This is a genomic window from Candidatus Poribacteria bacterium, from assembly GCA_028820845.1.
In the GTDB taxonomy this organism is placed as follows: domain Bacteria; phylum Poribacteria; class WGA-4E; order WGA-4E; family WGA-3G; genus WGA-3G.
Window position 1 is genome coordinate 24719 of sequence record JAPPII010000073.1, and the last position, 24798, is coordinate 49516.

At 48.1% G+C, this 24798-nt stretch carries 23 protein-coding genes; 9 read left to right on the forward strand and 14 right to left on the reverse strand.

All coding sequences use genetic code 11. The features are described 5' to 3' along the window. Positions 1–40 precede the first annotated feature (40 nt). The gene (locus OXN25_14580; protein ID MDE0426080.1) at positions 41–2344 is read left to right on the forward strand and encodes a TonB-dependent receptor; all 2304 of its coding nucleotides are present in this window, start codon (positions 41–43) and stop codon (positions 2342–2344) included. Positions 2345–2371: 27 nt separating this feature from the next. Here the strand turns inward: OXN25_14580 and OXN25_14585 are convergent, their stop codons facing one another. Further along, positions 2372–3229, reverse strand: coding sequence for a phytanoyl-CoA dioxygenase family protein (locus OXN25_14585; protein MDE0426081.1), 858 nt, complete (start codon positions 3227–3229; stop codon positions 2372–2374). A gap of 159 nt (positions 3230–3388) precedes the next feature. Between OXN25_14585 and OXN25_14590 the strand changes: the two genes are divergently transcribed. The 4 genes from OXN25_14590 (at position 3389) to OXN25_14605 (ending at position 7904) form a co-directional block, all read left to right on the forward strand. After that, positions 3389–4762 carry a hypothetical protein gene (locus tag OXN25_14590; protein ID MDE0426082.1) on the forward strand — a complete coding sequence of 458 codons (1374 nt, stop codon included), beginning with the start codon at positions 3389–3391 and terminating at the stop codon, positions 4760–4762. Positions 4763–4849: 87 nt separating this feature from the next. After that, positions 4850–6208, forward strand: coding sequence for a CUAEP/CCAEP-tail radical SAM protein (locus OXN25_14595; protein ID MDE0426083.1), 1359 nt, complete (start codon positions 4850–4852; stop codon positions 6206–6208). A 65-nt stretch (positions 6209–6273) separates the two neighbouring features. Then, complete coding sequence (locus tag OXN25_14600; protein MDE0426084.1) at positions 6274–6960, forward strand: DUF169 domain-containing protein; 687 nt, start codon at positions 6274–6276, stop codon at positions 6958–6960. A 140-nt stretch (positions 6961–7100) separates the two neighbouring features. Further along, positions 7101–7904 (forward strand): SDR family NAD(P)-dependent oxidoreductase, encoded by an 804-nt coding sequence (locus OXN25_14605; protein MDE0426085.1) that lies wholly within the window; start codon positions 7101–7103, stop codon positions 7902–7904. A 6-nt stretch (positions 7905–7910) separates the two neighbouring features. Here OXN25_14605 and OXN25_14610 read toward each other — a convergent pair whose 3' ends face one another. Together OXN25_14610 and yjjX are read right to left on the reverse strand one after the other, a co-directional pair. Beyond that, on the reverse strand, positions 7911–8993 hold the full coding sequence (locus tag OXN25_14610; protein ID MDE0426086.1) for a Zn-dependent alcohol dehydrogenase: 1083 nt from the start codon (positions 8991–8993) through the stop codon (positions 7911–7913). 40 nt (positions 8994–9033) lie between these two features. Next, positions 9034–9594, reverse strand: a complete 561-nt coding sequence (gene yjjX, locus OXN25_14615; GenBank protein ID MDE0426087.1) for an inosine/xanthosine triphosphatase — start codon at positions 9592–9594, stop codon at positions 9034–9036. Positions 9595–9765: 171 nt separating this feature from the next. On the opposite strand from yjjX, the gene OXN25_14620 reads away from it, so the two are divergent. Both OXN25_14620 and OXN25_14625 read left to right on the forward strand, forming a co-directional pair. Then, positions 9766–10266, forward strand: a complete 501-nt coding sequence (locus OXN25_14620; protein ID MDE0426088.1) for a hypothetical protein — start codon at positions 9766–9768, stop codon at positions 10264–10266. 214 nt (positions 10267–10480) lie between these two features. Beyond that, the gene (locus OXN25_14625) at positions 10481–11344 is read left to right on the forward strand and encodes an ABC transporter permease subunit (GenBank protein MDE0426089.1); all 864 of its coding nucleotides are present in this window, start codon (positions 10481–10483) and stop codon (positions 11342–11344) included. 95 nt (positions 11345–11439) lie between these two features. Here the strand turns inward: OXN25_14625 and OXN25_14630 are convergent, their stop codons facing one another. From OXN25_14630 to OXN25_14640, 3 genes are all read right to left on the reverse strand, one after another. Continuing rightward, entirely contained in the window at positions 11440–12300 is an 861-nt protein-coding gene (locus OXN25_14630) for an amidohydrolase family protein (GenBank protein MDE0426090.1), read from the reverse strand. Positions 12301–12432: 132 nt separating this feature from the next. After that, positions 12433–13200, reverse strand: a complete 768-nt coding sequence (locus tag OXN25_14635) for a phytanoyl-CoA dioxygenase family protein (GenBank protein MDE0426091.1) — start codon at positions 13198–13200, stop codon at positions 12433–12435. Positions 13201–13290: 90 nt separating this feature from the next. Then, a complete protein-coding gene (locus OXN25_14640) occupies positions 13291–14130 on the reverse strand; it encodes a LamG domain-containing protein (GenBank protein MDE0426092.1) in 840 nt (279 codons plus the stop codon). 108 nt (positions 14131–14238) lie between these two features. Here OXN25_14640 and OXN25_14645 point away from each other — a divergent pair, with 108 nt between their 5' ends. Further along, positions 14239–15378: a glycerate kinase gene (locus tag OXN25_14645; protein MDE0426093.1), complete on the forward strand. Its 1140-nt coding sequence runs from the start codon at positions 14239–14241 to the stop codon at positions 15376–15378. Positions 15379–15457: 79 nt separating this feature from the next. On the opposite strand, the gene OXN25_14650 is transcribed toward OXN25_14645, so the two are convergent. Further along, positions 15458–16795, reverse strand: coding sequence for a sulfatase-like hydrolase/transferase (locus tag OXN25_14650; protein MDE0426094.1), 1338 nt, complete (start codon positions 16793–16795; stop codon positions 15458–15460). Positions 16796–16997: 202 nt separating this feature from the next. On the opposite strand from OXN25_14650, the gene dgoD reads away from it, so the two are divergent. Next, positions 16998–18143 (forward strand): galactonate dehydratase, encoded by a 1146-nt coding sequence (dgoD, locus tag OXN25_14655; protein ID MDE0426095.1) that lies wholly within the window; start codon positions 16998–17000, stop codon positions 18141–18143. 1 nt (position 18144) lies between these two features. Here dgoD and OXN25_14660 read toward each other — a convergent pair whose 3' ends face one another. The 7 genes from OXN25_14660 to OXN25_14690 form a co-directional block, all read right to left on the reverse strand. Next, positions 18145–20172 (reverse strand): hypothetical protein, encoded by a 2028-nt coding sequence (locus OXN25_14660; GenBank protein ID MDE0426096.1) that lies wholly within the window; start codon positions 20170–20172, stop codon positions 18145–18147. Between the two features lie 151 nt (positions 20173–20323). After that, the gene (locus OXN25_14665; protein ID MDE0426097.1) at positions 20324–20713 is read right to left on the reverse strand and encodes a hypothetical protein; all 390 of its coding nucleotides are present in this window, start codon (positions 20711–20713) and stop codon (positions 20324–20326) included. A 90-nt stretch (positions 20714–20803) separates the two neighbouring features. After that, positions 20804–21607 carry a DNA methyltransferase gene (locus OXN25_14670; protein MDE0426098.1) on the reverse strand — a complete coding sequence of 268 codons (804 nt, stop codon included), beginning with the start codon at positions 21605–21607 and terminating at the stop codon, positions 20804–20806. 559 nt (positions 21608–22166) lie between these two features. Further along, on the reverse strand, positions 22167–22688 hold the full coding sequence (locus OXN25_14675) for a DUF1998 domain-containing protein (GenBank protein MDE0426099.1): 522 nt from the start codon (positions 22686–22688) through the stop codon (positions 22167–22169). An 81-nt stretch (positions 22689–22769) separates the two neighbouring features. After that, positions 22770–22961, reverse strand: coding sequence for a hypothetical protein (locus OXN25_14680; GenBank protein MDE0426100.1), 192 nt, complete (start codon positions 22959–22961; stop codon positions 22770–22772). A 519-nt stretch (positions 22962–23480) separates the two neighbouring features. Further along, positions 23481–24227: a phytanoyl-CoA dioxygenase family protein gene (locus OXN25_14685; protein MDE0426101.1), complete on the reverse strand. Its 747-nt coding sequence runs from the start codon at positions 24225–24227 to the stop codon at positions 23481–23483. 55 nt (positions 24228–24282) lie between these two features. After that, entirely contained in the window at positions 24283–24606 is a 324-nt protein-coding gene (locus OXN25_14690) for an NIPSNAP family protein (GenBank protein MDE0426102.1), read from the reverse strand. Between the last annotated feature and the right edge of the window lie 192 nt (positions 24607–24798).

A 24798-nucleotide genomic window follows, 5' to 3' on the forward strand; every position in this document is an offset into this window, starting at 1 on the left:
TATCTTTGGAGGAACGTTAATCTATTCAGAAGAAGAACCGGTGAAATTAGAACCAATTGAGGTTATTGGTGTGACACCGATCCACGGTGTTGGACTTCCGAAAGATAAAGTGCCTGCCAATATCCAAACAGCGAATAGTGCCGCGGTTGATGCTTTCCAGAGTTTGGACCTTACCGAGTTCATCAGTCGTAACTTAGGCAGTGTGCATATTAACGAGGCGCAAAACAATCCTTTCCAGCCTGATGTTCGCTTTCGCGGTTTTACGGCTTCTCCTTTGCTCGGATTACCCCAGGGATTGGCTACTTATCAAGATGGTACACGTGTTAACGAACTATTTGGTGACACGGTGAATTGGGATGTCATTCCGCAATCTGCAATCGCCAGCATCAACTTGATGTCTGGATCAAATCCGCTTTTCGGTTTGAACACACTTGGCGGTGCGCTCTCTCTGAAGACGAAGACCGGCTTTACACACCCCGGTCACGGCGTGAAAGTCTATGGCGGTTCATTCACACGCAGAGCCGCTGAGTTTTCGAGTGGGGGTCATAATCAGCGATTGAGTTATTTTCTCAGTGGTAATTTTTTTGCGGAGGACGGTTGGCGCGATTTCTCACCTTCTGAGGTCCGGCAGTTGTTTGGCAACATCGGTTGGAAAGAAAACGCTTCTACACTGGACTTGAGCCTGACGTTAGCAGATAACGAATTATTGGGCAACGGTGCATTACCGATTGATCTTCTTAACACGGAACGGAATGCTGTGTTTACGCATCCAGACAGGACAGAGAACAATATGCTCATGGCAAATTTGCGGGGCAGTCATGCGTGGTCGGACAACCTCATTTTGGCGAGTACGGTTTACTACCGGCGTAACAATGTTGAGACCTTCAATGGCGACGATACAGATTTTGAGCCTTGCGAAGATCCTGAAAATGAAGGTTTTCTATGCGTTGGTGAAGATGCAGACCAGGCGCGTATAAAGGATCAGTTTGGAAACGATGTCCGTCTTTCTGAGAACGGTTACGATGCGGACGACGAAGAGATTGAAATTGATGATGCGGATGACGAAGAGACTGAGATTGATGATGAGGATAACGACGATGATGACGAAGGTGGGTTCAACGCTACAAATAATACGAGTCAGACGCGTCAAGGCGGCTATGGAGCAACCTTACAGGTAGCCTTCACGAGTCCTATCGCCAGTCGTGAAAATCAACTCATTGTTGGCGCGAGTTTTGACCGTGGTGGGGCTCTGTTCAATTCCGAAACCGAGTTGGCAAGTCTGACCCCGGATCGAGGAACGGTAGGTAGCGGTATCTTTGAAAGCGAATCTTTTGTGGATGTTGAGACCACGGTTCAGAATATGGGTATCTACGGGACGAACACCTTTTCTATCACACCGCGCCTACATCTCACGCTGTCTGGACGCTATAACAGCACTGAGATTATATTACGGGATCAAATTGGTGTCGAACTCAATGGGGACCACACTTTTGGTCGCTTCAATCCAGCGGCGGGTTTAACCTATCAGTTTCATAATCTTCTTTCCTTCTATGGCAGCTACAGTGAAGCGTCGCGTGTGCCTACGCCTGTGGAGTTGACGTGTGCAGATCCTGAAGCCCCCTGTAAATTGCCCAACGCTTTCGTTGCCGATCCGCCGTTGGATCAGGTGATAACGAAGACGTGGGAGACGGGAGTACGGGGTGAATTAGGGGGGCTCGCATGGAACGCCGACTTCTTTCGGGCGACGAGTTTTGATGACCTTATCTTCATTAGCAGTGGCGCATTGACCAACGAAGGCTATTTTGAAAACGTTGCACGAACCCTCCGTCAAGGTGTTGAGCTAAATATCGGAGGTAGTTTCTTTAATCGCTTACAGGGGTTGCTTAACTATACTTACATTTCAGCGACTTTCGAGACCGATTTGACGGTCAGCAGCCCCAACCACCCTGAAGCAGACGGCGGCGAAATAGAAGTCGAGCAAGGCGACCGCATTCCTGGGGTCCCGCAACACAACCTCAAGGCGGATGTGACGTTTGCTGTAACAGATGCGCTGTCTTTGGGTGCGAATGTCCTTATCAATTCCAGCCAGGTTTTTCGTGGCGACGAGGGAAATTTAATCGATCAGATTCCAGGTTACGGCATTGTGAATCTGCGTGGTAGGTATACGTTTTGGGGTAATATTTCTGTATTTGCTAAGGTGAACAACCTTTTTGATGACCGGTATGAAACCTTCGGTCTCTTCGGGGAGGCGGACGAGGTGTTAGGAGACGAATTCGAGGATGCCCGTTTTCTGTCTCCGGGGGCACCCCGCGCTGCATGGATTGGACTTGAGGCAATTTTTTAAAAGCCTTCGTTGCCTTGTTTTTGGGGCTTACCACATTTCAAGCCATTGCGTGAAGGGTGTCACGGGTTGCGTTTCGCTATGGATAACCCATTTGAAATCGGGGTCTTTCCAATAAATTGTGCCCGGGTGATCGCCATCACGAAGATATCGAATGTCAATTGCCCAGCGGATCATCTCGCTTGTGGTGTGTGGTAGTGATCGGTGAAGCGTCAGGTTGTGAAAGACTAAAGCGTCCCCTAATTCCATTGGACACGTGACAATACGAGAATCCTCGATGAGTTCATCCATTACTTCAAGAAACTTCCCTTCTCGTTCTTCTGTGTGATGATTGACTACGCCTAACCGATGTGAACCTGCGACCACTTGTAGACAACCGTTGGTTTCATCTACTGGCACGAGTGGTATCCACGCAGTCGGGATGAGTGAAGTTTCGCTGACTGTTCCAAAATAGCCGCTGTCTTGATGCCACGGTACGACGGTCAGTTGCTGACCGGGGAGTTTAGGACGGGCATTGAAAACAGGGTGTCCGATGACATCTGTGCCTGTGAGTTGTCCTATTGCGTCCACGAGTGGCGCGGCGTGGTGTATATCGAAAATTTCGGAGGTCGCGACTTGGTTGCGCCAAGAACGACCGAAGCGGTTGGCGTGTTCGCCTGCGACTTGTGAGAATCGTGTTTCAAAAGGGAGTTCTGTCCCTTCATCTTCAATAATTCCGTCCTCTTTCAATTCGCGAATTATACCGTCTACGACGCGAGCAAAACTGTCCCGCACACCGTTGATAGCGGACATCGGAACGACATCTTTTAGGAGCAAATAACCATCGTTTTCCCACTGATCCATCTGTTGAGGCGATAATGGGGTTGACTGTTTTTGATTGGTGTTCATGTGTTTGTTTAATCCCAGCGTTTGAAAATTAAGATGACAAAAAGCAAAAAAGTTGTAAAAATAATAGCATACTTAATAAAAAGAGTCAAAAGAATAGCTTTGAGAGTGTTGATATTTCATCCAATGCTGTGATACCGGATACATCAAAGGAGCAACATAATGGCGACTTTAACGCAGACCGAGAACCAGATTAGACCGCTCTATATTGACGGATACACCCACCAACTCAGTTATGCTCCCGGTGACGAGATTGCGTTCCACATTTCAACGAGTGCGGAGAACTATTCACTTGAGATTGCGCGCATCGGTGCGACGCGCGAGGTTGTCTGGCGTCAAACGGAGCTGCCCGGTGAAGCGCAACCGATTCCCGAAGATGTTTCATCGCAGGGATGTGGATGGTCCCCTGTTTTTACGCTTGAAGTTCCTGAAACGTGGCAGAGCGGTTATTATGAAGGCACACTTCGTGCAACGGATGGCGGTGGCGAGGACATTTATAGGAACCGTCGTACGGCTGAGAGTACGCTCTTCTTTATTGTCCGTCCTGCGAAACCGGGAGCGAACACCTCTATTCTCCTTCAGCTCTCCACCAACACCTACAATGCGTACAACAATTGGGGTGGCTTCAGTCTTTACGGATATCACGGGAAGAGCAAGATACAAGGCAACCGCGTTTCGTTTGACCGACCGACGCGCGGTATTTTCAGAAATTGGGAATTGCCATTTATTGTCTGGGCGGAGCAGAACGGGTATATCCTTGATTATGCGGCAAATAGCGATCTGGAGTTCCGCCCTAAGATATTGGAACATTACAGACTCGTGTTGAGTGTCGGGCATGATGAATACTGGTCTGCTCCGATGCGCGATCACCTTGAGGCGTTTATCGCGAACGGCGGGAACGCTGCCTTCTTCAGCGGGAATTCCGTCTGTTGGCAGGTACGCTCTGAAGACGATGGCAGAGCCTTGGTCTGTTGGAAGCAAACCTACAATCAGGATCCGGTTTATAAAACCGATGATTACAGTACCCTCAGTACGCTCTGGAGTCACTATCTGGTGGGTCGTCCTGAAAACGAATTGACGGGTGTCGGTTTCCTTCAAGGCGGTTATCACTTGAGTCACGGGCAGTTTATGGATGGTCCAGGGGAGTACACTGTCCATCGTCCGGAGCATTGGGTGTTTGAGGGTACAGACCTCGCGAAAGATGACACTTTCGGTGGGGCGGATACCATCGTTGGCTACGAGTGTGACGGATGTGAGTGGACGCTTGAAGATGGTCTGCCTGTTCCGACCTATCGCGATGGCACGCCTGATGGTTTCACGATTCTTGCGACGGCTCCTGTACGTTGGCATTCCGATGATTGTGAGTGGTACGAACGTTGGGAGAGAGGAAGGACGGGTGCTGCAACGATGGGCATCTATACAAAAGCCGGGACGGTCTTTACGGCTGCCACAACCGATTGGTCGCACGGATTGGCAGGTGGCGATGCAGCGGTTGAACAGATTACGCATAACATTCTGCGGCGGCTGGCGCGGTAGATGTGCTTGATGTGTTGTTAGAAGTTAATCCAGTCTACACCGATTATTCTATTGCCAATTCTCCGATGGCGTGTTATCCTATTTAACATGAGAAGGGAAACGCTAACCCCCTCAGCGATGCACGCCCCTGGTGCAGTCCTCTTAATATCCTGCTACGAACTCGGACACCGACCCATTGGGCTAACCCGTCCCCTTCGCGCTCTTGAAGCAGCGGGGTTTGTTCCTGATGTGATTGACATTGCTGTGGAACCGTTGGACCTTGAAAAGGTTGCGCGTGCACGTTTCATCGGGATCTCTGTGCCGATGCATACGGCACTGCGACTCGGCGTTCATCTCTTGCCCCGTATCCGAGAAGTCAATCCAGATGTCATTATCTGCATGTACGGACTTTACGCTAAACTCAATGCAGACTACCTGCTTTCGCACGGCGTGGATTTTTGTATCCGTGGTGAAGCATCAACACAACTTATTGCGCTGATGCAATCTTTTGTTGATGGGAAAGGGACTGAAACACAGGAAGTCGGTTTCCCGATTGCGGAACTGCCGTCCCTGGAGATGTACGCGCAATTTGAAAATAACGGCGAGGTGCGAACGGTCGGGTATACAGAAACAACGCACGGATGCAAGCATCTCTGCACACACTGCCCGATACCTCCGGTTTATGAAGGTAGGTTTTTTGCTGTACAACGCGACACGGTGCTCGCTGAGATACGCGAACAGGTGGTAGAAGGGGCTGCGCATATTACATTCGGGGACCCGGATTTTCTCAACGGTCCGACGCACGGACTCCGCATTCTCCGCGCAATACACGAAGCTTTTCCGAGTCTTACCTTCGATTTTACAACCAAGATTGAACACATTCTGAAAAATAGAGCACTGTTTCCAGAATTCGCACAACTTGGATGCCGGTTTATTATCTCTGCTGTGGAATCGCTTAGCGAACAGGTGTTGACAATTTTGGAGAAGCAGCATACACGCGCCGATGTAGCGGAAGCGATTGACATCGTTCACGGAGCCGGGATCGCGCTACGTCCGACATGGGTGCCGTTCACGCCGTGGACTGCCTTAGACGACTATCTTGAAATCCTCCAATTTGTTGATACGCACCGTCTTGTTTATCACGTGGACCCGGTACAGTATGCCGTTCGGTTGCTAATTCCACCAGGTTCATATCTACTCAACCGTTCCGAGACGCAAAAACTTTCACTCGAACTTGATGAAGCCGCCTTCAGTTACGTGTGGGCACACCCGGATCCGCGAATGGATGAGCTTCATAAGACTGTCAATGCCCTCGTTGAAAACGACGCGCGCGCCGGTGTAGATGCCCTTGACACCTTTTATCGGATATGGACACTCGCTGCCGATATGCAGGGTAGTCGGGACGTTCCGTCGTGCCATAATCAGCATCAATCCGCGCCTCGGATCACTGAAGCGTGGTTCTGCTGAGCAGAACCCACCGAAGGGCAGTTTGCTCCGATTCACATTTAGCATTCATCTTATAAAGGAAAAAAATGTCAGATCAAATCCAGCAGCTCCTCAATTTGGAAACTGCGCCTGTTGCGATAACATTCCACGAAACACGCCCTGATAATGTTCCACAAACCGAGAAAGTTGAAGCCTCCGGCTGCACCTATTGGCGACGCGCCGCAGAAGGCAGAACCTTCTATACCGAAGCATCCGACCACTACAATTGTCCAATCGGATGTTATACCCACAACGTTGAACTCCCACCCACACAAGCCGAAGAACTTCAAAACACCCTCGGACTGATGGGCGAACTCGGCTACATTTCTATGGAGGAGGTCCCCGGTATTCCGCGACGCGAAGACCCTTTCCAGAGTGCGGTCTATGCCCCGTTAGCAGATGCATCTGGCACACCGGATGTCGTTATTATCTCTGGGACACCGAGACAGATGATGCTCTTAGCGGAAGCCGCGACTGCTGCGGGTATCGGCACTGAAAACGGGGTCATGGGCAGACCGACCTGTGCTGTGATTCCTGCTGTGCTACAATCGGGTCGAGGTGCAAGTAGTTTAGGGTGTATCGGCAACCGCGTCTATACCGCACTTTCTGACGATGATTTCTACTTCGCTTTTCCGGGCAAATACATTGATGTACTCGTTGAGAAATTGGAGACGATTGTGAATGCGAATCAGGCGTTAGAGGAATATCATCAACAACGCCAAGCGGATTTTTAAACTTACCTTGCGGTGAAATGACGTGGACTGGGTATTGAACAGTTTCTGCCAAAGAGTTGAAGAAACATCCAAGCAAAAACCCTTCCACTTCGTTTCAGGCTTAGATTTTGTTGCTAATTTAATGCGGGGATACGAACGTCATGCAAGATGTTGCTGTTATTACGGGTGCAGCGAGCGGCATTGGGAGAGGATTGGCGGAACGGTTTGCTGCGGAAGGTATGAAAGTCGTTCTCGCCGATGTTGAGACGGAACCGTTAGCCGAACTTGCGTCGGATTTAAGGACTAAAGGTGCGACGGTTCTCACTGTCAAAACGGATGTCTCAAATCCCGATGATGTCGAAAATCTTGCTGTGCAGACACTGGACACTTTCGGTGCGGTGCATATCCTTTGCAACAATGCGGGTGTTGTCTGTAGCCGTCCTGTCTGGGAGCATACGCTCGCCGACTGGGAATGGGTGTTGGGCGTTAACCTATGGGGCGTAATTCACGGCATCCGGTCGTTTGTGCCGCGCATGCTTGAACAAGGGGACGAGTGTCATATTGTGAACACTGCCTCTATCTTGGGTTTGGTGGGAGGCAGTGGCGAAGGCATCTACAAGGTGAGTAAACACGGGGTCGTCGTACTTTCGGAGACCCTTGCTGATGAGTTGGCACAGGAAGGCGCGAATATTCAAGTACATGTGTTGTGTCCCGGATGGGTTCGCACAGGGATTTTGGAATCTGCTCGGAACCGACCGGACACATTGCAAAATCCAGTGGAGAAATCGCGTGATATAGTGATCGGCGGTTCCCGGAATACCCGCGCCGAGATGGAGGCAGGACTGTCTCCTACAGAGGTGGCGGAACATGTCTATAATGCTATACAGAACGGCGCGTTCTATATTCACACGCATCCTGAACACAAGGCATGGATTCGTGAGCGGATGGCGCGTATTCTTAAATAGTCTCTATTAAGTCAAATCTAGCACACTCCGTGCGACTTCGCCTCTTGCTAATGCCTCGAATGCATCATTTATTCCTTCCAACGGATACGTCCGCGTGACGAGTTCGTCCAGTTTGAGTTGTCCTCCCTTATAGAGCGAAACCAAACGCGGGAAATCTACATGTGGGCGCGCGGTCCCGTACATCGAACCGATGACCATTTTTTCGGGCATCAGCATCCGTGCGTCAAATTCAACAGGCGTGTTCTCTGGTGCGTGTCCGACGAAGACCGTCACGCCTCTACTCCGCGTACAGAGGATCGCTTGCCGGAAGGTTTCGCCAATTAGACCGATTGCCTCAAATGCATAGTGGACCCCGCGCCCATCGGTAATCTCTTTAATCTGTGCTACGGGGTCTACTTCAGCGGCATTAACGGTATGCGTAGCACCGAACTGTCTGCCGAGTTCGAGTTTGTTATCTAACACATCGACAGCGATTATTGGTTCGCCACCAGAGAGCGCAGCACCTTGTATGCAATTGAGTCCGACCCCACCGCATCCAAAAACGGCTACCGAGCTGCCTGGGGTAACTTGTGCGGTGTTGATGGCCGCGCCGACCCCTGTCATCACGCCACATCCAATTAACGCGGCTTGTGCGAATGGCATATCTTTATCAATAGGAACCACAGCGTCTTGGGGGACGAGTGTCTCGGTACCGAAGGTTCCGAGTCCAGACATCTGGTCGATTTCACGTCCACTTGTTTTGATAGCGGGTTTGCCTGAACCGTCAGCGGGGAGCGCGCATAGGTTCGGATACCCTTTCTGGCACATCTCACAAAATCCACAGTTCCGTTTCCATGAGAGAATCACATGGTCGCCGACCTGCACTTGGGTTACATCGTTTCCGATCTCTTCTACGATGCCAGCCCCTTCGTGTCCGAGAATGACGGGTAACTTGACGAAAGGCCACTCGCCCTTAACGACGTGCCAATCGGAATGACAGACACCACTGGCGACCAATCGCACTCGGACTTGGTTTGCACTCGGACGCGGTAAGTCGAATTCTTCAATTTTTAGATGCGTGTCGGTTTCATATAGGACTGCAGCTTTCATGAGGTCCCTCCGAAATTCCCTGTAGGGAATTTATGTTATGCTACTTTAACGAAAAATAGAGATCTTCTTGAAGGAAAGGGATTAAGGCAAACGTTATCGCTTGTGTGTAATTTTGCAATCTGTTTATCGCCCCGTTTGTTAATAATCCGCTGGCACTTTGTTTCTCCTTTGTGTTGGACTCTTGAGCGAGTTCGTCAATGATGTATGCTAATTCGGTACCTGTTAGGAGTTTCTCGACTATCCAGTTGGGCAATTCATACATACCGGTTGTGCCGAAACTTTCTCGGTGTTGTTGATCCAATATGTAGATGGCAGTGAATTGGAAGTATCTGTTATGGAGTTGAAGAACTCCGCCCTCGATACCAACAAAGAAATTAGCATTGAGGTATTGTTCATCGTTGATACGCTTTACCTGTTCAGCTCGGTTCTTGGCACCTGTGAATGTATCTTCGTTAAAGGGTTGGGGGGAAACGCCGGAGTCAGCGGATAATCCATGAACTTCTACGGGTTTAAAAAATTGTGAGAAGCTTTGCCGTGTGCTCTCAATTTTTACGCTATTTTCTGAACCGATTAAAACTTTAGTGGGTGTCATGGTTGTCATTATATCACTTTTGGAAAAAGATTCAAGGTTGATTTTGGCGGCGTTGCAAGCTAAAGCTCGCTATAGAAATAGGATTGACTTCTGACACTCAGAAAGGATATAATAGATGAAACAGACTGCTATGGGAAGCCTGCAAGCTGCCCCTAAGAGGCATAAAAGAGGAGAATAGGTGTGTTTCGCTTGAATTTGAAATTGCGGAGTGTTGTGCTCGTTGGGATCTGTGTTCTTTTTATTTTTGCATGTGGGAGTGGTGTGATCCAGAATTTTGAGGGGATTGAACTTCAATCGGATCCGCGCGTTGACAGGATCGACTTACGGATTTATTTGGTGGATAGAAATGGCACGCCGCTTATATGGAACCAGAGCATTCTCAGTCCGAGTGTTGGGGTAAGTACGATTTCTGAAGCCGATTTTACCACCAATGCTAAAGTCTACTCCATCCGTAATGGTGCAAAGCATCGAAAAGTCTACGATGGCAGACTAATTGACCTTCGTTGGTCACAGGAACTCCATAGACTGGATCGGCTCTTAACGGCGGAGATCCCACGCGTCTTCATTGAGGAGGATCCGGAACGCGATACCCATTTAGGGGTCATAGTGGTTGAAATCGAGACTGAGAAACAGGGTCCGTTCACGGATACCTTAGAGAGAACTGCTATCTATAAGTATTGAACTGGCTGTCAGCCGTCAGCGGTCAGCAGTCAGGGGAATGGTTTCTACCAACAGTCAACAGTCAGCAAGAGACTGGGATGGAAGAGGGGAAGGGTGGAAGAAGGGACTCAACCTTACGGTTTCCTTGCAGCCTTCCAGCCAAACGCCGATGGCTGAAAGCCGATAGCCAATTCAAACGAAAACTTCTTAAACGACAACTGAAAACGAAAAAAATATGCCTATTCACACACAGAACTACCGACATTGGGAAGGCACGCTGAAAACCCAAAGTCATACGCGGTGGTGGATTATTGCGAAGGCAGAGTTGAAACTGCTTGCACAGCGCAAAATCGTCCGATTGATTGTCGCTGTTCCACCCTTAATGTACATCTTTGCCCACGCAGTACTGATCTATATCATTAATCAGGTCCCGGGTGTAGAGTTCGCGTTTATTAAGGTTGATAGCGAATTTTTCCAAAAATTTCTGTTCCGAATCTATCCATTTCCATCGACATTTATCGTCGCCTTGGTTGCTGTTTTCGGAGGTTCGGGATTAATTGCTACGGATCTGAAAAACAACACGCTGTCCCTTTATCTGTCTAAACCGATTTCGTGGATAGATTACTTAATTGGTAAGTTTGCTGCTATTGGTATCTTATTGGCTTGCCTGACGTTGGTCCCTGGGTTGTTATTATTTCTTGAACAGTCGCTATTAGCGGGCACGGCTTTTCTGAAAGATAACTACTGGGTTCCTTTTTCAATCATCGCCTATTCCGTAATTATTATCCTGTCTACGGGGCTGTTAATACTCGTGTTTTCATCGCTGACGACAAATGCGCGTTATGCCATCATCGGTTTCTCCGCCGTGTGGTTTGGCTCAATTGTCCTTTATGAAGTTCTTAAAGAGATGGCACGCACCAGCAAAGTGGCTTTGGTCTCGATTTGGGCGAACTACGACATTCTCGGCACAGCCCTATTTGGCGGTTCACCGGATTATAGCGTACATTGGATTTGGTCACTCTTTATCCAAATCGCGCTGATAGTTTTCTACCTTTTCGTGCTTCGTCGTCGGATTCGTGCCGTTGAAGTGGTCAAATAGTTGTTGGTTTTTGGTTAGATGAGGGTGGTTCATAGAGGTAGCGTCCGCAAACTGACAGTTTGCGGTACAAATCAGTTAAATATCGTTCCTGCCCATTAGCGAAGTCGCGCGCCATTTGCATCCCACATTTCAGTATCTGAATATGCCTGAGGCGGTTTTATGGGAGTTAGTGTCGGTGTCCAATCGGCACGAAATTGCTGGACCAACCGAACTGCGTTCTGATAAGCCACTCTCTCCTTTGTTTCATCATCGAGTTGTGCTGACTCAATTTGTGCTTGTACCAACCGGAAATCGTAATAGGGTAGATCGCTGCCGAACATGATTCTATCGTTCCCAAGATTGTTGATGAGATGTACCAGATCCCAACTTGCGTCTGCACCTTCTGGTTTCTGTGCTACGTCGAACCAGATGTTCTCAGACTTAGCGCACTGTGCTATTGCATCAAGGTGTCCGGCTTTGTTCATGGAGACGTGTCCAATAATAAACGTTACCGATGGGAATCGCTTTGCGTAAGCGGCGATGTTCTGGGTGGAACCTGCCTGATGGAGCAGGCACAGCCCGTTGTGCATTGCCACGACTTCAAGGAATCCGTGGAGCTCACCGCTGAGTGAATGTCCCGACAACCCTGGATGACACATAAAACCGACTAAATCGTCGTCCCGTATCGCTCGTTCTAATTCGTCAACGCCGGCTTGTTCGTGTCGGACTTCCGCGATTCCGAGTCCAATCGGAAAGCGTTCAGGATATAATTTACATGCGTTGGCGATTGTTTCGTGTTGTGTACGTGTGTCCAATACACCGCGTGCTTGGGGGCTGCCGGCTGTTGGACATGGAATCGCGCCGATAACACCCGCTGATGCCATCCGCGCCAGACATTTTCCAGTGCTTTGCCCAACGACTGGGGCACGCGATACCGTCATACCGATATGGCAATGTACGTCAAAATAGGGACGCATGGATTTTTCCTTTCCATTTTCTTGAGACTCTGTAATGACACAAACTAACAGTTTGTGCTACAAGGGACGGTTATATTCAAAATGACACAAACTAACAGTTTGTGCTACAACGGCCAGGTTGCTCTTGAACCGTTAGAATTCGGGGACAGGCGTGTAGGTATTAAACCCATCTGTCTTGTCTTCGCCTTGTAGCAAGTAGATATAGTGTTTGCGCCGCCACTCTGCGCCGGGATAACGGACGTTTGCTGGCATGTAGCGCATGGTGTAACCGCACCGACGTTTTTGTGAGGCGTTGGGACTGGAATTGTGGATGGTCCATGCGTCGTGAAAATGACACTCACCAACTTCTAACTCCAGATTAACCACTTTCGACGTATCTAAATCGGCTTCCACGACTTCGGTCCCGAAGAGATTATTTGTGCGATCGACCTCTTCATAGCGGCGGTCCCGTAATCTGTGGCTGCCGGGTATGACGCGCATGCATCCATTTTCAACTGTCGATTCATCGACGGCTAACCACATCGTGATAACGTGCATCGGTTCAAGGGACTTGCCCCAATAAACGCCGTCTTGATGCCATGGGACTGCCATACCGTCGTGTTCCCGTTTGCTGATAAAGTGGCTCGACCAGAGGACGATATCTGGTCCGATAAACCGTTCGATGACCTTCAGCACACGGGAGTGTGTCAGGTATTTGAACAGAAATGGATGTTCAAAATGCGGTACGTCCATCTGTTCCGGACGTCTTCCTTCCGGCAAATTTTCGATCATATCGTCCACATAATCTCGGAGTGTGTCTAATTCTTCTTTTGTGAAGATACGTCCGAATGTGAGATAACCGTTGTCTTTGTAAAATTCGACTTGTTCATCGGAGACGGTCGTTTCTAGTTTCCAATCCATGTGTCACCTATTTTTCTATTTTAACCCATTGTTGAAGAGCAGACCTCGTTAGCGAGGGTATCGTTTATAATACAACCGTAAGGTAGCAGTTTACCTCGTCTTTATTTTTCCCCAGGCGGTAGCTAATTTGTTATTTGGCGAGACAGCTTCCGCACCTAATGCCCGTGCGAGGCCTGCTTCGGCAATTTCCGTGAGTTGATCTTCTGTCAAGACGACGTTGAACAGTGCGACTTCATCTATTATGCCATCTGCAAGGGTTCGAGAAGGGACACCAACTTCACCACCAAGTGTGAGAGGTTTTTGGTTATCCTCATTCTGTTTTTGGTGTGCCGAGATGTCTATTTCAACCTCGAATTTTCCATCTCGATACAATTTCATCGCGCCTTTCCGATCGGCAGTTGCGGCAAGATGATGCCACTTTCCGTCGTTGATAGGGGATATACCGAAGAGGTGAACACCTGCGCCTTGCGCTAATCCAAACCAAAACAAGGGTTTCCCTTTATTATTCGGATCGAGGTCTCCGCGGATTCCCAAGAGATAGCCGTGTCTCGGCATGGCGAAATCGGCTTTTTGGATAAGGACCGTGTGCCAATTGGGTGAGGTTTTGGAATACTTGAACCATGCCATTATAGAGTAGTTCTCTGTTCCGACGTTTAGGAGTGGTGAAGTGCCAGCGTTAACTAAGCTGCCGTTCTCGAATTCCAGCCCACCACCAAATTCACCTTCAGCCCATTCTACACCGTTTCCGAGCTCCACATCAAGCGCGTTTTCCGACAAGTCTTTGGCGAGGTCGCCTTTCTTTTCATCAAAGAGCCAAACTGCTATAGCAGTTGCCGGATCGACGGCGGCGAATCCGTGTGTGGTGAACATTAGTATCAGAACACTTATGACACTCCAGCGAATGCCTAATTTAGTATAGATGTCTCTCATTTCCACTTACCTCCGATACTATGATTTTGGCATAAATTTGCATTGGGTGTCAAGCAATTTTTCGGTAGGAACTTGACAAGTTGTGAGGCTTGTGATAAATTATCCGTCATGAAAATTGTAGTTGCACCTGATTCATTTAAAGGGAGTGTCAGTGCTCTTGAAGCTGCGCGTGCGATTGAGCAAGGGATCCGTCGCGTATTTCCAGAGGCTGTTATTGAAAAAGTGCCGATGGCGGATGGCGGCGAAGGGACTGTGCAATCCCTCGTTGATGCAACGGGTGGTCACATTCAAACGCGTCGTGTGCTTGCGCCACTCGGAAACGAGGTCGAGGCGAAATTTGGTATCCTTGCAGATGGGAAGACGGCTGTTATTGAGATGGCATCCGCCTCCGGTCTCACGCTTGTTAATCCGCAGGAACGGGATCCGCTTCGCACGACTACTTATGGTACCGGGCAACTTATCCACGCTGCTTTAGAAGCGGGGTGCAGACGTTTGATTATCGGTATTGGTGGTAGCGCGACGAACGATGGTGGGGTCGGAATGGCGGAGGCACTTGGTGTCTGCTCGCTGGATGCAGATGGGAAACAGATTCCACGCGGCGGTGGGAGCCTCGGGCAATTGCGGTCAATAGATATAACGGGTTTACATCCGGCTATTGCTGAAACCGAGACGGTTGTTGCTTGCGATGTGAACAACCCATTGACGGGTCCAGAGGGTGCTTCACACGTCTATGGACCACAGAAAGGTGCCACCCCTGAAATGATTGAAACCTTAGATGAATGTCTCGGACATTTTGACAAGGTTTTAACCGAGACGCTTGGGATATCCTTTAATAACATCCCCGGTGCAGGTGCTGCTGGTGGGTTGGGTGCGGGGCTCATGGCGTTTCTCAACGCGGAATTGAAACTCGGCGTTGATATTATGATTGATGCCGTTAAACTCGAAAAACGCATGGAAGGTGCTTCTCTCGTTTTTACAGGTGAGGGGCAATTGGACTTTCAGACGGCGTTTGGTAAAACGCCTGTTGGGGTCGCAAAGGTAGCGAAAGCACACAATATCCCCGTCATTGCAATTGCTGGCGGCATTGCTGAGGGTGCTGAAGCCGTTTACGAAGCCGGTATTGATGCGATGTTGGGCATCGTCCAAGAACCGATGTCTCTTGAGGTTGCTGTTGAAGATGCGACACGGTTAATCGCTGACACGGCGGAGCAAGCGGCACGATTGATCGCTATCGGTCTTGGTAAATAGGAAAAAATGGAAGGTTGGAAGAAAAGAAGACGGACTCTTCTAATCTTCCAATGGGTTACGGCACAACGGCGTGTGCCTACTACTCTAATAGTACCGGTATGTCCTTCATAAAGTCGTCCGTTTCGATTTGCCACATTTTCATATCAGCAGCGAGTGAACGGATACGGTCGGCGTGTTCGGGCATATCTGCAAGGTTGGTTGTCTCGCACGGGTCTTGCTCCAGGTCGAAAAGTTGGATACAATTCGTGCCAGTACCCGTTTCCTCAGACACATAGTAACGGATAAGTTTCCAGTGTCCGTTGCTGATGGTGCGGTGAATGTCTTTATACGCCGCGAAGACTGTGGCTCTTACCTGTTCTATATCACCTCTCATCAACGGCACTAAGTTACACCCTTCGGTTGTGTTTGGACATGTGACATCCGTGAGATCGCAAACAGTAGGGAATACGTCGTACAGATAGGTTAAAGCATCCACAGTTACGCCCTCGGGAACTCCGGGGCCAGCGAATATTGATGGAACGCGGATGCTGTGGTTATAAAGATTTTGTTTGCCTAACAGTCCGTGTTGCCCGACGGCGAGTCCGTGGTCGGCAGTGTAGATGACGATTGTGTTGTTGAGATGTCCTTTGGCTTCGAGGGTTCTTAGCACGCGTCCCATTTCAGCGTCCATGTGTGTAATCATCCCGTAATAGTCGGCGATGTGTTGTTGGACTATTTCGGGGGTGCGCGGGAAGGGTGCTAACACTTCATCTCGGATACGCATTTCCCCGTTATCGAATGGATGTTCGGGGACGAAGTTTTCTGGGACAGGTATATCCTCTGGTGGATACCTCGTCGCGTATTCTCCGGGTGCAGTCCTCGGATCGTGTGGTGAAGTGAAGGAGAGATAAAGAAAGAATGGATCCGTTTGGTTGTAGTTTTCTATGAATTGCACAGCGGCGTCTGTAAAGAGTTCTGTAGAAAACTTTTCTCCGATGTATTTGGCATCATTCGGATATTTTCCTGTTGGATCGAAATCGAAGACTGGTACTTTATATTGGTCGCTCATGCCGCCGAAGAATATTTTTGCACCCTCATCAAAGCTGTTCGTGAACGTCTGTCGATCGTTATGCCACTTGCCGGAAAAGAATGTGTGATACCCCGCCTCGCGCATCACTTCTGGCCAGACTGCTAAATCTCGATTAATTTGGTTGCCCCCGCTACGGAACAGGTTCGCGCTGGTAAGAACGGCGGCACGGCTCGGAACACAGACGGCACCGACGAGAGAACCCATGATGTGTGTTTGACGGAAAGTCGTACCACGTGCCATCAGTGAATCGAGGGTCGGTGTTTTCACAGTCGGGTCGCCCATACCGCCGATGGCGTCCCATCGGTGGTCGTCGGCAATCATGAAAAGAATATTGGGGCGTGAAGACATAGTTTTCTCCTATAATAGTTGTCAGCAGTCAGCAGTCAGCAGTCAGTCACAAGAGATGTTAGGATTCTCGGACTCCTTTTTACTGACTGATGTGTGAAGTTGGGTTTCAACTGCGTTTCAACCCAACCTACGTGCTACCCGAAACGAAATGGAGGGGTTTTGCTTGGGCGTTTCTTTAGCCCAGGATCACATAGTTAAAAAAATGAAAATTGCTACAATTGAACAGTTCTTCCCACGTCGTCGGACGCGTCTGGTCAAGATTACGACAGATACCGGTATTATCGGTTGGGGTGAAACCACGCTTGAAGGTAAACCCAAAAGTACTTGTGCGGCTGTTGAGGAGCTCGCTGATTATTTTATCGGTAAAGATCCGCTACGGATTGAGCATCATTGGCAGCACGTCTATCGCTCGGCTTTCTTCCGAGGTGGAAACATCCTCATGTCTGCTTTGTCCGGTATTGATCAGGCATTGTGGGACATTGCTGGTAAATACCACGATGTCCCTACCTATCAATTGTTGGGTGGTGCTGTACGTGACCGTATCCGCGTTTATGCGCACTGGGGCATCGGGAGTTTAACAGACGAAGGCAAAGCCGCTGCGAAAGCGCGTCTCGAATTTTTACAACAAAAAGGTGGCTACACAGCGTTTAAGACAGGTCCCGGTGGCAAGTGGCGTGGACATGAACCTCCCGCGGTTATTGACGAATTTGTAGAACGTGCGTATCTCATGCGCGAGTGGGTGGGACCGGATGTCGAACTTGCGTTTGATTTTCACGGTAAGATGACCCCTGCGCTCGCTATTGAAATTTGTCATGAACTTAAAGGCATGCGTCCGATGTTCGTTGAGGAACCGATTCCGCAAGAGAATGTAGATGCGCTGAAACTGATTTCTGACCATGTGCCGTTTCCGATTGCGACGGGTGAACGCCTGCTGACGCGTTGGGGGTTCCGCGAGATTTTTGAGAAACAGGTGGTCGCTTACTTACAACCCGATACCTCTCACGCTGGTGGTATTACGGAACTCAAGAAAATTGCGAACATGGCGGAGGTTTACTATATGCACATTGCACCGCATTGCGCTATTGGACCGGTTGCTTTTTCTGCCTCCCTTCATGTTGATGCGGTTGTGCCGAATTTCCTAATTCAAGAGCAAATTGATGCCGGTTTGGGCGACGGTTTGTTTACTGAGGAGTGGCAGGTTACAGATGGTCACATCGAATTGCCGACAAAACCGGGACTTGGGTTTGAGATTAACACGCAAGAGGCTGAACAGACGCTTGACACCTATACGGAGGAGTTAGGCGGCGAATACTATTACGATACAGATGGCAGTGTCGCTGATTGGTAAATCAGTTATCAGTTTTTGGATGTTGAAGGGCGTTTATGTCCCACAGCAGCACCGTGCCGTCCGCACTCCCACTGGCAAGTATCCTCCCATCTGTACTCCACGATAGGCCCCTTATCCTATCCGCGTGTCCTGTGAAGGTCGCTTTATGTGCATCGATTAATTTCAATATAACGGAGACTTTAACGAAGGCTTCGGATATAACGGAGATAGGTAAAGTTTTATTTTTTCTGAAAGGTGTTTTCGGTACAGCCGTAAGCGTTGGGACCTCCCATAAACTCACCTTTCCGTACACATCTCCGCTGGCAAGGAGCGTTCCATCTGAGTTGAACGCTACACAATTACTTGAAATACCTGTAAGGATTGGCTTGGGGTTAACACGTGGGAGGTCCCATAAAAACGTCTCGTTACTCCAACTTGTACTGGCAAGGAGTGTTCCGTCCGCATTCAACGATATACTATGAACATGGTCACCACGTAGTGATTCTGAGAAAATTACTTTTCCTGTTCCGTTTTCCATGTCCCGTAAACGCAAGGCATGGCTGCCCTCACTGGCACTTGCAAGGCGTGTGCCATCCGCGTTCAAAGCGACACTATGGACTTCCTCTCTATGCCCGATAAGGGTTGCTTTAAGTGTAGGCGTAGTGTTTGTAAAATCCCATAAACGCACTGTGCCGTGCTCACTTCCACTGGCGAGGTGTGTGCCATCTGCACTCCACGAGACGCTGCTAATTCTCCTTCCTGATGGACTTCTGTCCGATATTTTTTCCGTGAGCAATCCGATTTCCTTTGTACTTTTGACATCCCATAACCGTAGTCCATCCGCCTGGCCTGTAGCGATCAGCGTGCCTTCTGGGTTTAACGCCACACTCTCAATGACATGCTTCCACGAGTGTGTCGGTGTGGTTCTCAAAGTTGCGATGTGTGTAGCCGTTGTGACATCCCATAAATGTAGCGTATCTGTCCAAATCGCACTTGCGAGGCGTTTGCCATCCGCACTCAACGATACACTCGTAACACTGCCAGTATAGCCTATGAGAGTCTTTTTAAGAGTAGTGTTTTGGAGTTCCCAGAAACGGACATCCGAGCCGCTAGTGGCAAGGTGTGTGCCATCCGTGCTCCACGAAAGACTCGTGATCCCTTCTGTATTTGCTCTAAAAATGTTTTTGAGCGTAGGTATAACGTCTGTCATGTTCCACAAACGGACGATTCCGTCGGAATATCCAACGGCAAGTACTCTCCCATCCTGACTCCATGAGATACTGCTAACAGGTGATCTTGAGTAACCTCCTTCTGGTATCTCATCTCCTCCAAGTGTTGCTATTTGGGTAGCATTTTCGACATCCCATAAAAACCATGCGTATTTGCTGCCGATCTCTGCGATGCCACCTGCGGCAAGGCGTGTGCCGTCTGGGTTTAGCGATACGCATTTCTCGCCGGGACCGAATCCTGGGAGGGTTGCTTTCAGTGTGGCAGTTTTGACATCCCATATCTCTATCGTGTCTTCGTGCCAACTGCCACTGGCAAGTAGTCTTGCATCCCCGCTCAAAGATATGCTCCCCACCTTCTCTCTATGTCGTGGTGCTTTAAAGGTTGCTTTCAATGTGGCAGTTTTGACATCCCATAGGCGAATCTCGTGGAAATCCGAGCTCACGAGAAGCGTACCGTCCGTGCTGAGTGCGACAAGATCGGGTATCATGTGTTCGCCGTGATGTTCAGTCAAGTTGATTTTGAGCGTAGCCGTTGAGACATCCCACAAACGGATCCCGTCGTCGCTTGCACTGGCGAGTAGCGTGCCATCTCCACTCCACGTTATACTCGCGGCTTCGTCTCTCTGTCCTGTGAGGAATGCCTGTTCTTGATATGTTTCAGTGTCATACAGCCATACCCCTGCGCTGGTGGCTACGGCGAATACATTGCCATCTGGTGCATAAGCGATTTCTGTTATCGTACCCTTACCGAGACGGGCTTTGGCACCTGGAGGTAGACTGAGTTGGGTAGGCGCGGGATATTGTGCAAAGGCGGTGCTCATAAGCGCGCATGAAGTTAGCAGTAATGTGGATATGAAAAGAAGTGCCTTTTTTTCTTTCATGCTATTCATGGTTTGTCAACACTTTCAGGGCAGTTCTATTATGATACCGACGGCAGTGCCGCGGATTGGTAGAGATTAGTTATCAATTACACTAATTCTCATAAACAATTTTTCCGTTTACTCTTGCCCATTTTTCCGAAAACCCCACATGTGAAATATTATTCCGGCTACGATCCAATTGCTGTTCTGTTTTCGCGGCAACGATTTCTGGTTCGAGTTCAAAAATTACTTTTACTTTCGTTTGATTTGATGAATAGAATATGGCCAAGTAGATTTTATTATTTCTCCAAATTCTATGCAAGGATTCCTGACGCTTTTCAGGAGGATCTCTAAACATCCTATCAAGCTGCCCGGATCCTCCTTCCTTACATGATAGATATTCATATAAAATCGTGGAATCGTGAGGATCATGGGCATCCGCATTGCGCTTTGAGATAATAAGTTCGTGACCTAAAATGTCAGCAATAATCATTTCTTTCACAAGCCCTGGCTGCAAAAGGTTATCAATTCCAACGTTCGGGCTAATTCTGATGCTTTCACTACAAGTTCAATTATTTCGCCATATACTTTGTTACTCACGATTAAACTCCAAAATTTGTTGATTATAGTGAAGTTCGCGTAATCTTTCTTCACCGGCTCTGACAAAATCTTGATTAATTTCAAACGCGATGAAATCTCGTCCATGCCGTTTACACACCGCTGGGCAGGTACCTACGCCTGCAAAGGGGTCTAAAACTATATCTCCAGGTGATGAACTTGCTAAGACAATCCGCTCAATTAACTGTTCGGGTTTCTGGATTGTATTAAGTGCCTCTCGACACACTAATTCTTTAGATTTATAGGTCAATTGCTTTATATCGCCCCAGACATTGCCGGGATTTTTCCCTTTTGTGTTGAATTTTGTTTTCCCGAATTTACCTCCCGTTACGGATGGCACACGTTCGCACCGAAGCCGATGCTCTAACTCAACAAGTTGCTTGACTCTAATAGCATCTAAGTTATAACAGCGCGGTTTCTTTCCCTTAATGAAATAGCAGATAATATCATAGTTATTGGTGTAATTAATACGTCCTTGCGCGAGTCGACTCGGTTGATACCACACGATCTTTGAACGAAGATTCAAAAATTGCCGGTAGTCTATAAAGTCGATGCAGTCGGGTTTCCCGAATAGGTAAAGTGCCCCACCCACCTTGAGTTTTGGCGTGAATTTTTCGATGAGTGAAAGATTAAATTCTTGGATTGAGGCAATCCTATCCCACGCCTCGTCTGTTACTCCATAAGGTCCATCGCACACAATTAGGTCGACAGAGTCATCTTCTATTTCTTTGATCAGGTGAAACGTATCACCACAGTAGATAGTGTTGCGTTTTAGCATAATATCAAAAAATTTCGATGCGTTCGGCGATATCCTCTAATATGTTTGCTTATACAAGTATCATCCCATTTTGGAATTTCAAAATCTCAATAATTTTCCCAATTTAAACACTACCGAGTATCTTTAGTCCAGAATTCGATAGTGTCACCATCGGAATCTATGATTTCACAAGAGGTCATATTCATTTTTCCAAGGTATTTTCCAGGATCAAGCCGAAAGGAAAATGTTCTTGGTTCAAGAATATAGGTCCAAATACCTTCTTCCACGATCAAATATTCTTGGGGATCAGACCATTCATTAATCTTGAGTTCTTGGGTTCCTGATACCCTTACTTCTTCCCAACCGTCATTTTTAAGATATTCAAATTGATGGTATCTGTTTAGTATCGACCGAGTTTTTTGGTCGCTTACAGATAGCATACCCTAAAATTCACAGTTGACAGTCAATAGTTGCGTAAACTCTGCACAGAAGAAGATGTTTGTCCACTCATACCTGCCAGTGAAGTGCTATACCTACAGAAAATTTGGATTAGTTCTATAGCATTCTCCAATGTTCCTGCTTACACCGGAACCATCATCCCGTCTTGGAATCTCCGATCAGGCCCTCGCTTTGCCTCTTCAAGGATGTGTATTGCCAATGCAATCCCTCCTCTTTTATCTATTTTGTCGTCTGCGTTGCTGGTGTTGTAATTCTTTGCAGGCTCAATACAATTCTGACACCCTGACCGGCATTCACAACTTTCAGCGATTTCAATTCCTTTTCTCAGCACATCTTGCCAGACGCTGAAAAGTTTTTTAGCAACACCAATACCACCAGCGTAATTTTCGTAGTAATACGTAGTTGGTGCGTCACCGATTTTTGAATAGGTACTTGTGTCAAATCGGTCCGCCGGAATGACGAACATTCCTCCAACACGGATGATATGCTCCAGTGCACTGATCCCGTCAGTGGTTCTTTCACTCGGTGGAACATTTATCCAAAAGGCATGCAAATTGGGTAGATAGTATGCATCATTAGTTTGGTGCAGTTCCCTTGGATCGCCTGTGCGCTCATCTACTATTCTGTAGCCTGAGAAATTCATCGTGAGGTTTACTACCCCATAGTACACCTCAATTTCACCATAAGTGACTCCGTCGAAAAAGTTTGTTGGTGTCAGCACTGTTTAAAAACTTGGATCTGTTCTAAGACTGTGCTCAGTATCAGTCAAGACGACTGCATCTGCCTCATGGGCATGTACAGAGTACTTTCGACCAAAGAAAGTGAAAATGGCCCCAATGTAAGCTTCCCGAAACCTCCGCATCTCCGAAATTTGTCCGAGTTTCTCGTTCCCTCCACAGGTATTGGCAGCTGCCAAAGTCGTCTCCATCGTGCCCAACGCAATCACATTGCGTGTTGTTTATGGGTTTAGGTGAGTTTGACGCGTGCCGCACGTGCAGCCGGTCAAACCATTTATCAACTCAAAGAAAGTTTACTTGAGGATTACATACGAAAACAACTTCACAAACCTACTATTTCTGTCAATATTGCGTAAGTCCTAGTCCATAAGGAGTTCTTTTGTTGAATAGTGGATTAAGGCAGATAAAATTAACGCCTTCTGTTATCATTTCGCTTACGATTGCAAATTACCACCACGCCAAAGTAACTTTTATACGTAGCAAGACTGACGCAAAGTTATACAATTTCTAAGCGTTTATATTGCATTAACCTTTCGTGGATGCAAAGGCTCACAGTCTCTGCAACAAGCATGCACAAACTAAAGTTTATGCTACAATTTCAATCAGAAAGGGTATTATACTATTCCTAAGAGGTTACATTGCATTTATAGGAACAAGACTGGACAGGCTAACAGCCTATGCTACAATTGGAGATGTTCCTAAACCACTTGTTTCCGATTTGCGACGTAAGGCGGCTCCAGCATCAACTTCTGATCCTCATCTGCCATCAGATTGCGGAGTTCGTCGTCGTATCTGCCTTGCCCCCATGACGAGTGACCGGGTGAGTACTTGAACAGAATTGAACGTCGTTCATGGGAAGCAGTCCAAGGAAGGGTGCCGTGCGTCAATGCTTCTGTGAAGATGACGACATCTCCTGCTTTCTGATGTACCGGTGCCATGCAGATTTTGTTCTCCTCAACGGGTCGGAAATCGTCTGGACACCGATAATTACTCTTGTGGCTTCCGGGAATACAGCAGAAACCTCCGTGTCCTGGCAGCATATCGGTCAATGCCCATGATGCGACGGTTAAGCCGTTATACATCCGGTCATTCCGAAAGACGTAGTACTGCGCTGGGTCGTAAGGCGTACCGCCGCCGTGGAGCCTTCCGCCTGGATTTCCCTCTATCATCAAGATGCCGTAGACGTGATCGAGTCGGAATTTTGGACCGACGATCTCTGCTAAGAACGGCATGATGCGCGGATGGTTGAGGAGTTTTCGGAATGCGTTGTTCTCCCAACTCAAGAATCCACCGAATCTCTGTGAATAAACATCATCGTCGACGGGATCGGGGTACTCTTGTGCGTCGATTAGGGCATTCAATTCAGCGAGTTCGTCTGTTCCCAAGACGTTTTCGATGTTAATATATCCCCAAAGGTCAAACAGGTATTTTTCTTCAGCGTTCATCAGGGTACCTCCGTTTTGGACTTTTAACGAGGTTGAAAAATAACAGTTTGTGCGACTATTGATGTGCCGAGCGAGAAGTGGGTTCGAGGCGTGTGACGACGATTTTTTCCCTATCAATTAGTTCGCCGACGCGCGGTGAAATTTCGTTTAACCACCGATCATCTTCATAAACGGCTGCGTAGAGTTGTTCGCGTTGTGCTTCGCTCTCGAAGCGGCGGATCCAGACGTAAAGATCGTCCTCTTCTTCACCGATGAAGCTGCCGATGACGACCATCCCTTTAGAAATTTGGAAGGGGATGACAGTCTCTTCCATGTATTTGACCCAATTCTCGCGTTGACCGGGTTGTGTTCTGTATTGCCGTAGTTCAAAAAAAGCCATAAAAAATCTCCTTTTTAGTGTTATCGGTTATTGGTTTTCAGTTATTTGTGCAATTTACATCCGTATTCCAATCCATTTCCTTTTCACGTCTTTAGGAATGTGGAGTATAGGTTCTATCATAAACTCGAGAATAATCCTACGCAATAAGTAGTTTTGGACATAGGCAATTTCAGTTTTCTTAATGTTATCACG

Bases quoted from the DNA above. Each gene is read 5' to 3' on its own strand.
- OXN25_14595 (MDE0426083.1), top strand. From the start codon at position 4,850: ATGAGAAGGGAAACGCTAACCCCCTCAGCGATGCACGCCCCTGGTGCA.
- OXN25_14645 (MDE0426093.1), top strand. From the start codon at position 14,239: ATGAAAATTGTAGTTGCACCTGATTCATTTAAAGGGAGTGTCAGTGCT.
- OXN25_14640 (MDE0426092.1), bottom strand. From the start codon at position 14,130: ATGAGAGACATCTATACTAAATTAGGCATTCGCTGGAGTGTCATAAGT.
- OXN25_14600 (MDE0426084.1), top strand. From the start codon at position 6,274: ATGTCAGATCAAATCCAGCAGCTCCTCAATTTGGAAACTGCGCCTGTT.
- OXN25_14670 (MDE0426098.1), bottom strand. From the start codon at position 21,607: ATGCTAAAACGCAACACTATCTACTGTGGTGATACGTTTCACCTGATC.
- OXN25_14660 (MDE0426096.1), bottom strand. From the start codon at position 20,172: ATGAGCACCGCCTTTGCACAATATCCCGCGCCTACCCAACTCAGTCTA.
- OXN25_14650 (MDE0426094.1), bottom strand. From the start codon at position 16,795: ATGTCTTCACGCCCCAATATTCTTTTCATGATTGCCGACGACCACCGA.
- OXN25_14630 (MDE0426090.1), bottom strand. From the start codon at position 12,300: ATGCGTCCCTATTTTGACGTACATTGCCATATCGGTATGACGGTATCG.
- OXN25_14685 (MDE0426101.1), bottom strand. From the start codon at position 24,227: ATGAACGCTGAAGAAAAATACCTGTTTGACCTTTGGGGATATATTAAC.
- OXN25_14675 (MDE0426099.1), bottom strand. From the start codon at position 22,688: ATGAATTTCTCAGGCTACAGAATAGTAGATGAGCGCACAGGCGATCCA.
- yjjX (MDE0426087.1), bottom strand. From the start codon at position 9,594: ATGACAACCATGACACCCACTAAAGTTTTAATCGGTTCAGAAAATAGC.
- OXN25_14605 (MDE0426085.1), top strand. From the start codon at position 7,101: ATGCAAGATGTTGCTGTTATTACGGGTGCAGCGAGCGGCATTGGGAGA.
- OXN25_14690 (MDE0426102.1), bottom strand. From the start codon at position 24,606: ATGGCTTTTTTTGAACTACGGCAATACAGAACACAACCCGGTCAACGC.
- OXN25_14635 (MDE0426091.1), bottom strand. From the start codon at position 13,200: ATGGATTGGAAACTAGAAACGACCGTCTCCGATGAACAAGTCGAATTT.
- OXN25_14590 (MDE0426082.1), top strand. From the start codon at position 3,389: ATGGCGACTTTAACGCAGACCGAGAACCAGATTAGACCGCTCTATATT.
- OXN25_14610 (MDE0426086.1), bottom strand. From the start codon at position 8,993: ATGAAAGCTGCAGTCCTATATGAAACCGACACGCATCTAAAAATTGAA.
- OXN25_14625 (MDE0426089.1), top strand. From the start codon at position 10,481: ATGCCTATTCACACACAGAACTACCGACATTGGGAAGGCACGCTGAAA.
- dgoD (MDE0426095.1), top strand. From the start codon at position 16,998: ATGAAAATTGCTACAATTGAACAGTTCTTCCCACGTCGTCGGACGCGT.
- OXN25_14585 (MDE0426081.1), bottom strand. From the start codon at position 3,229: ATGAACACCAATCAAAAACAGTCAACCCCATTATCGCCTCAACAGATG.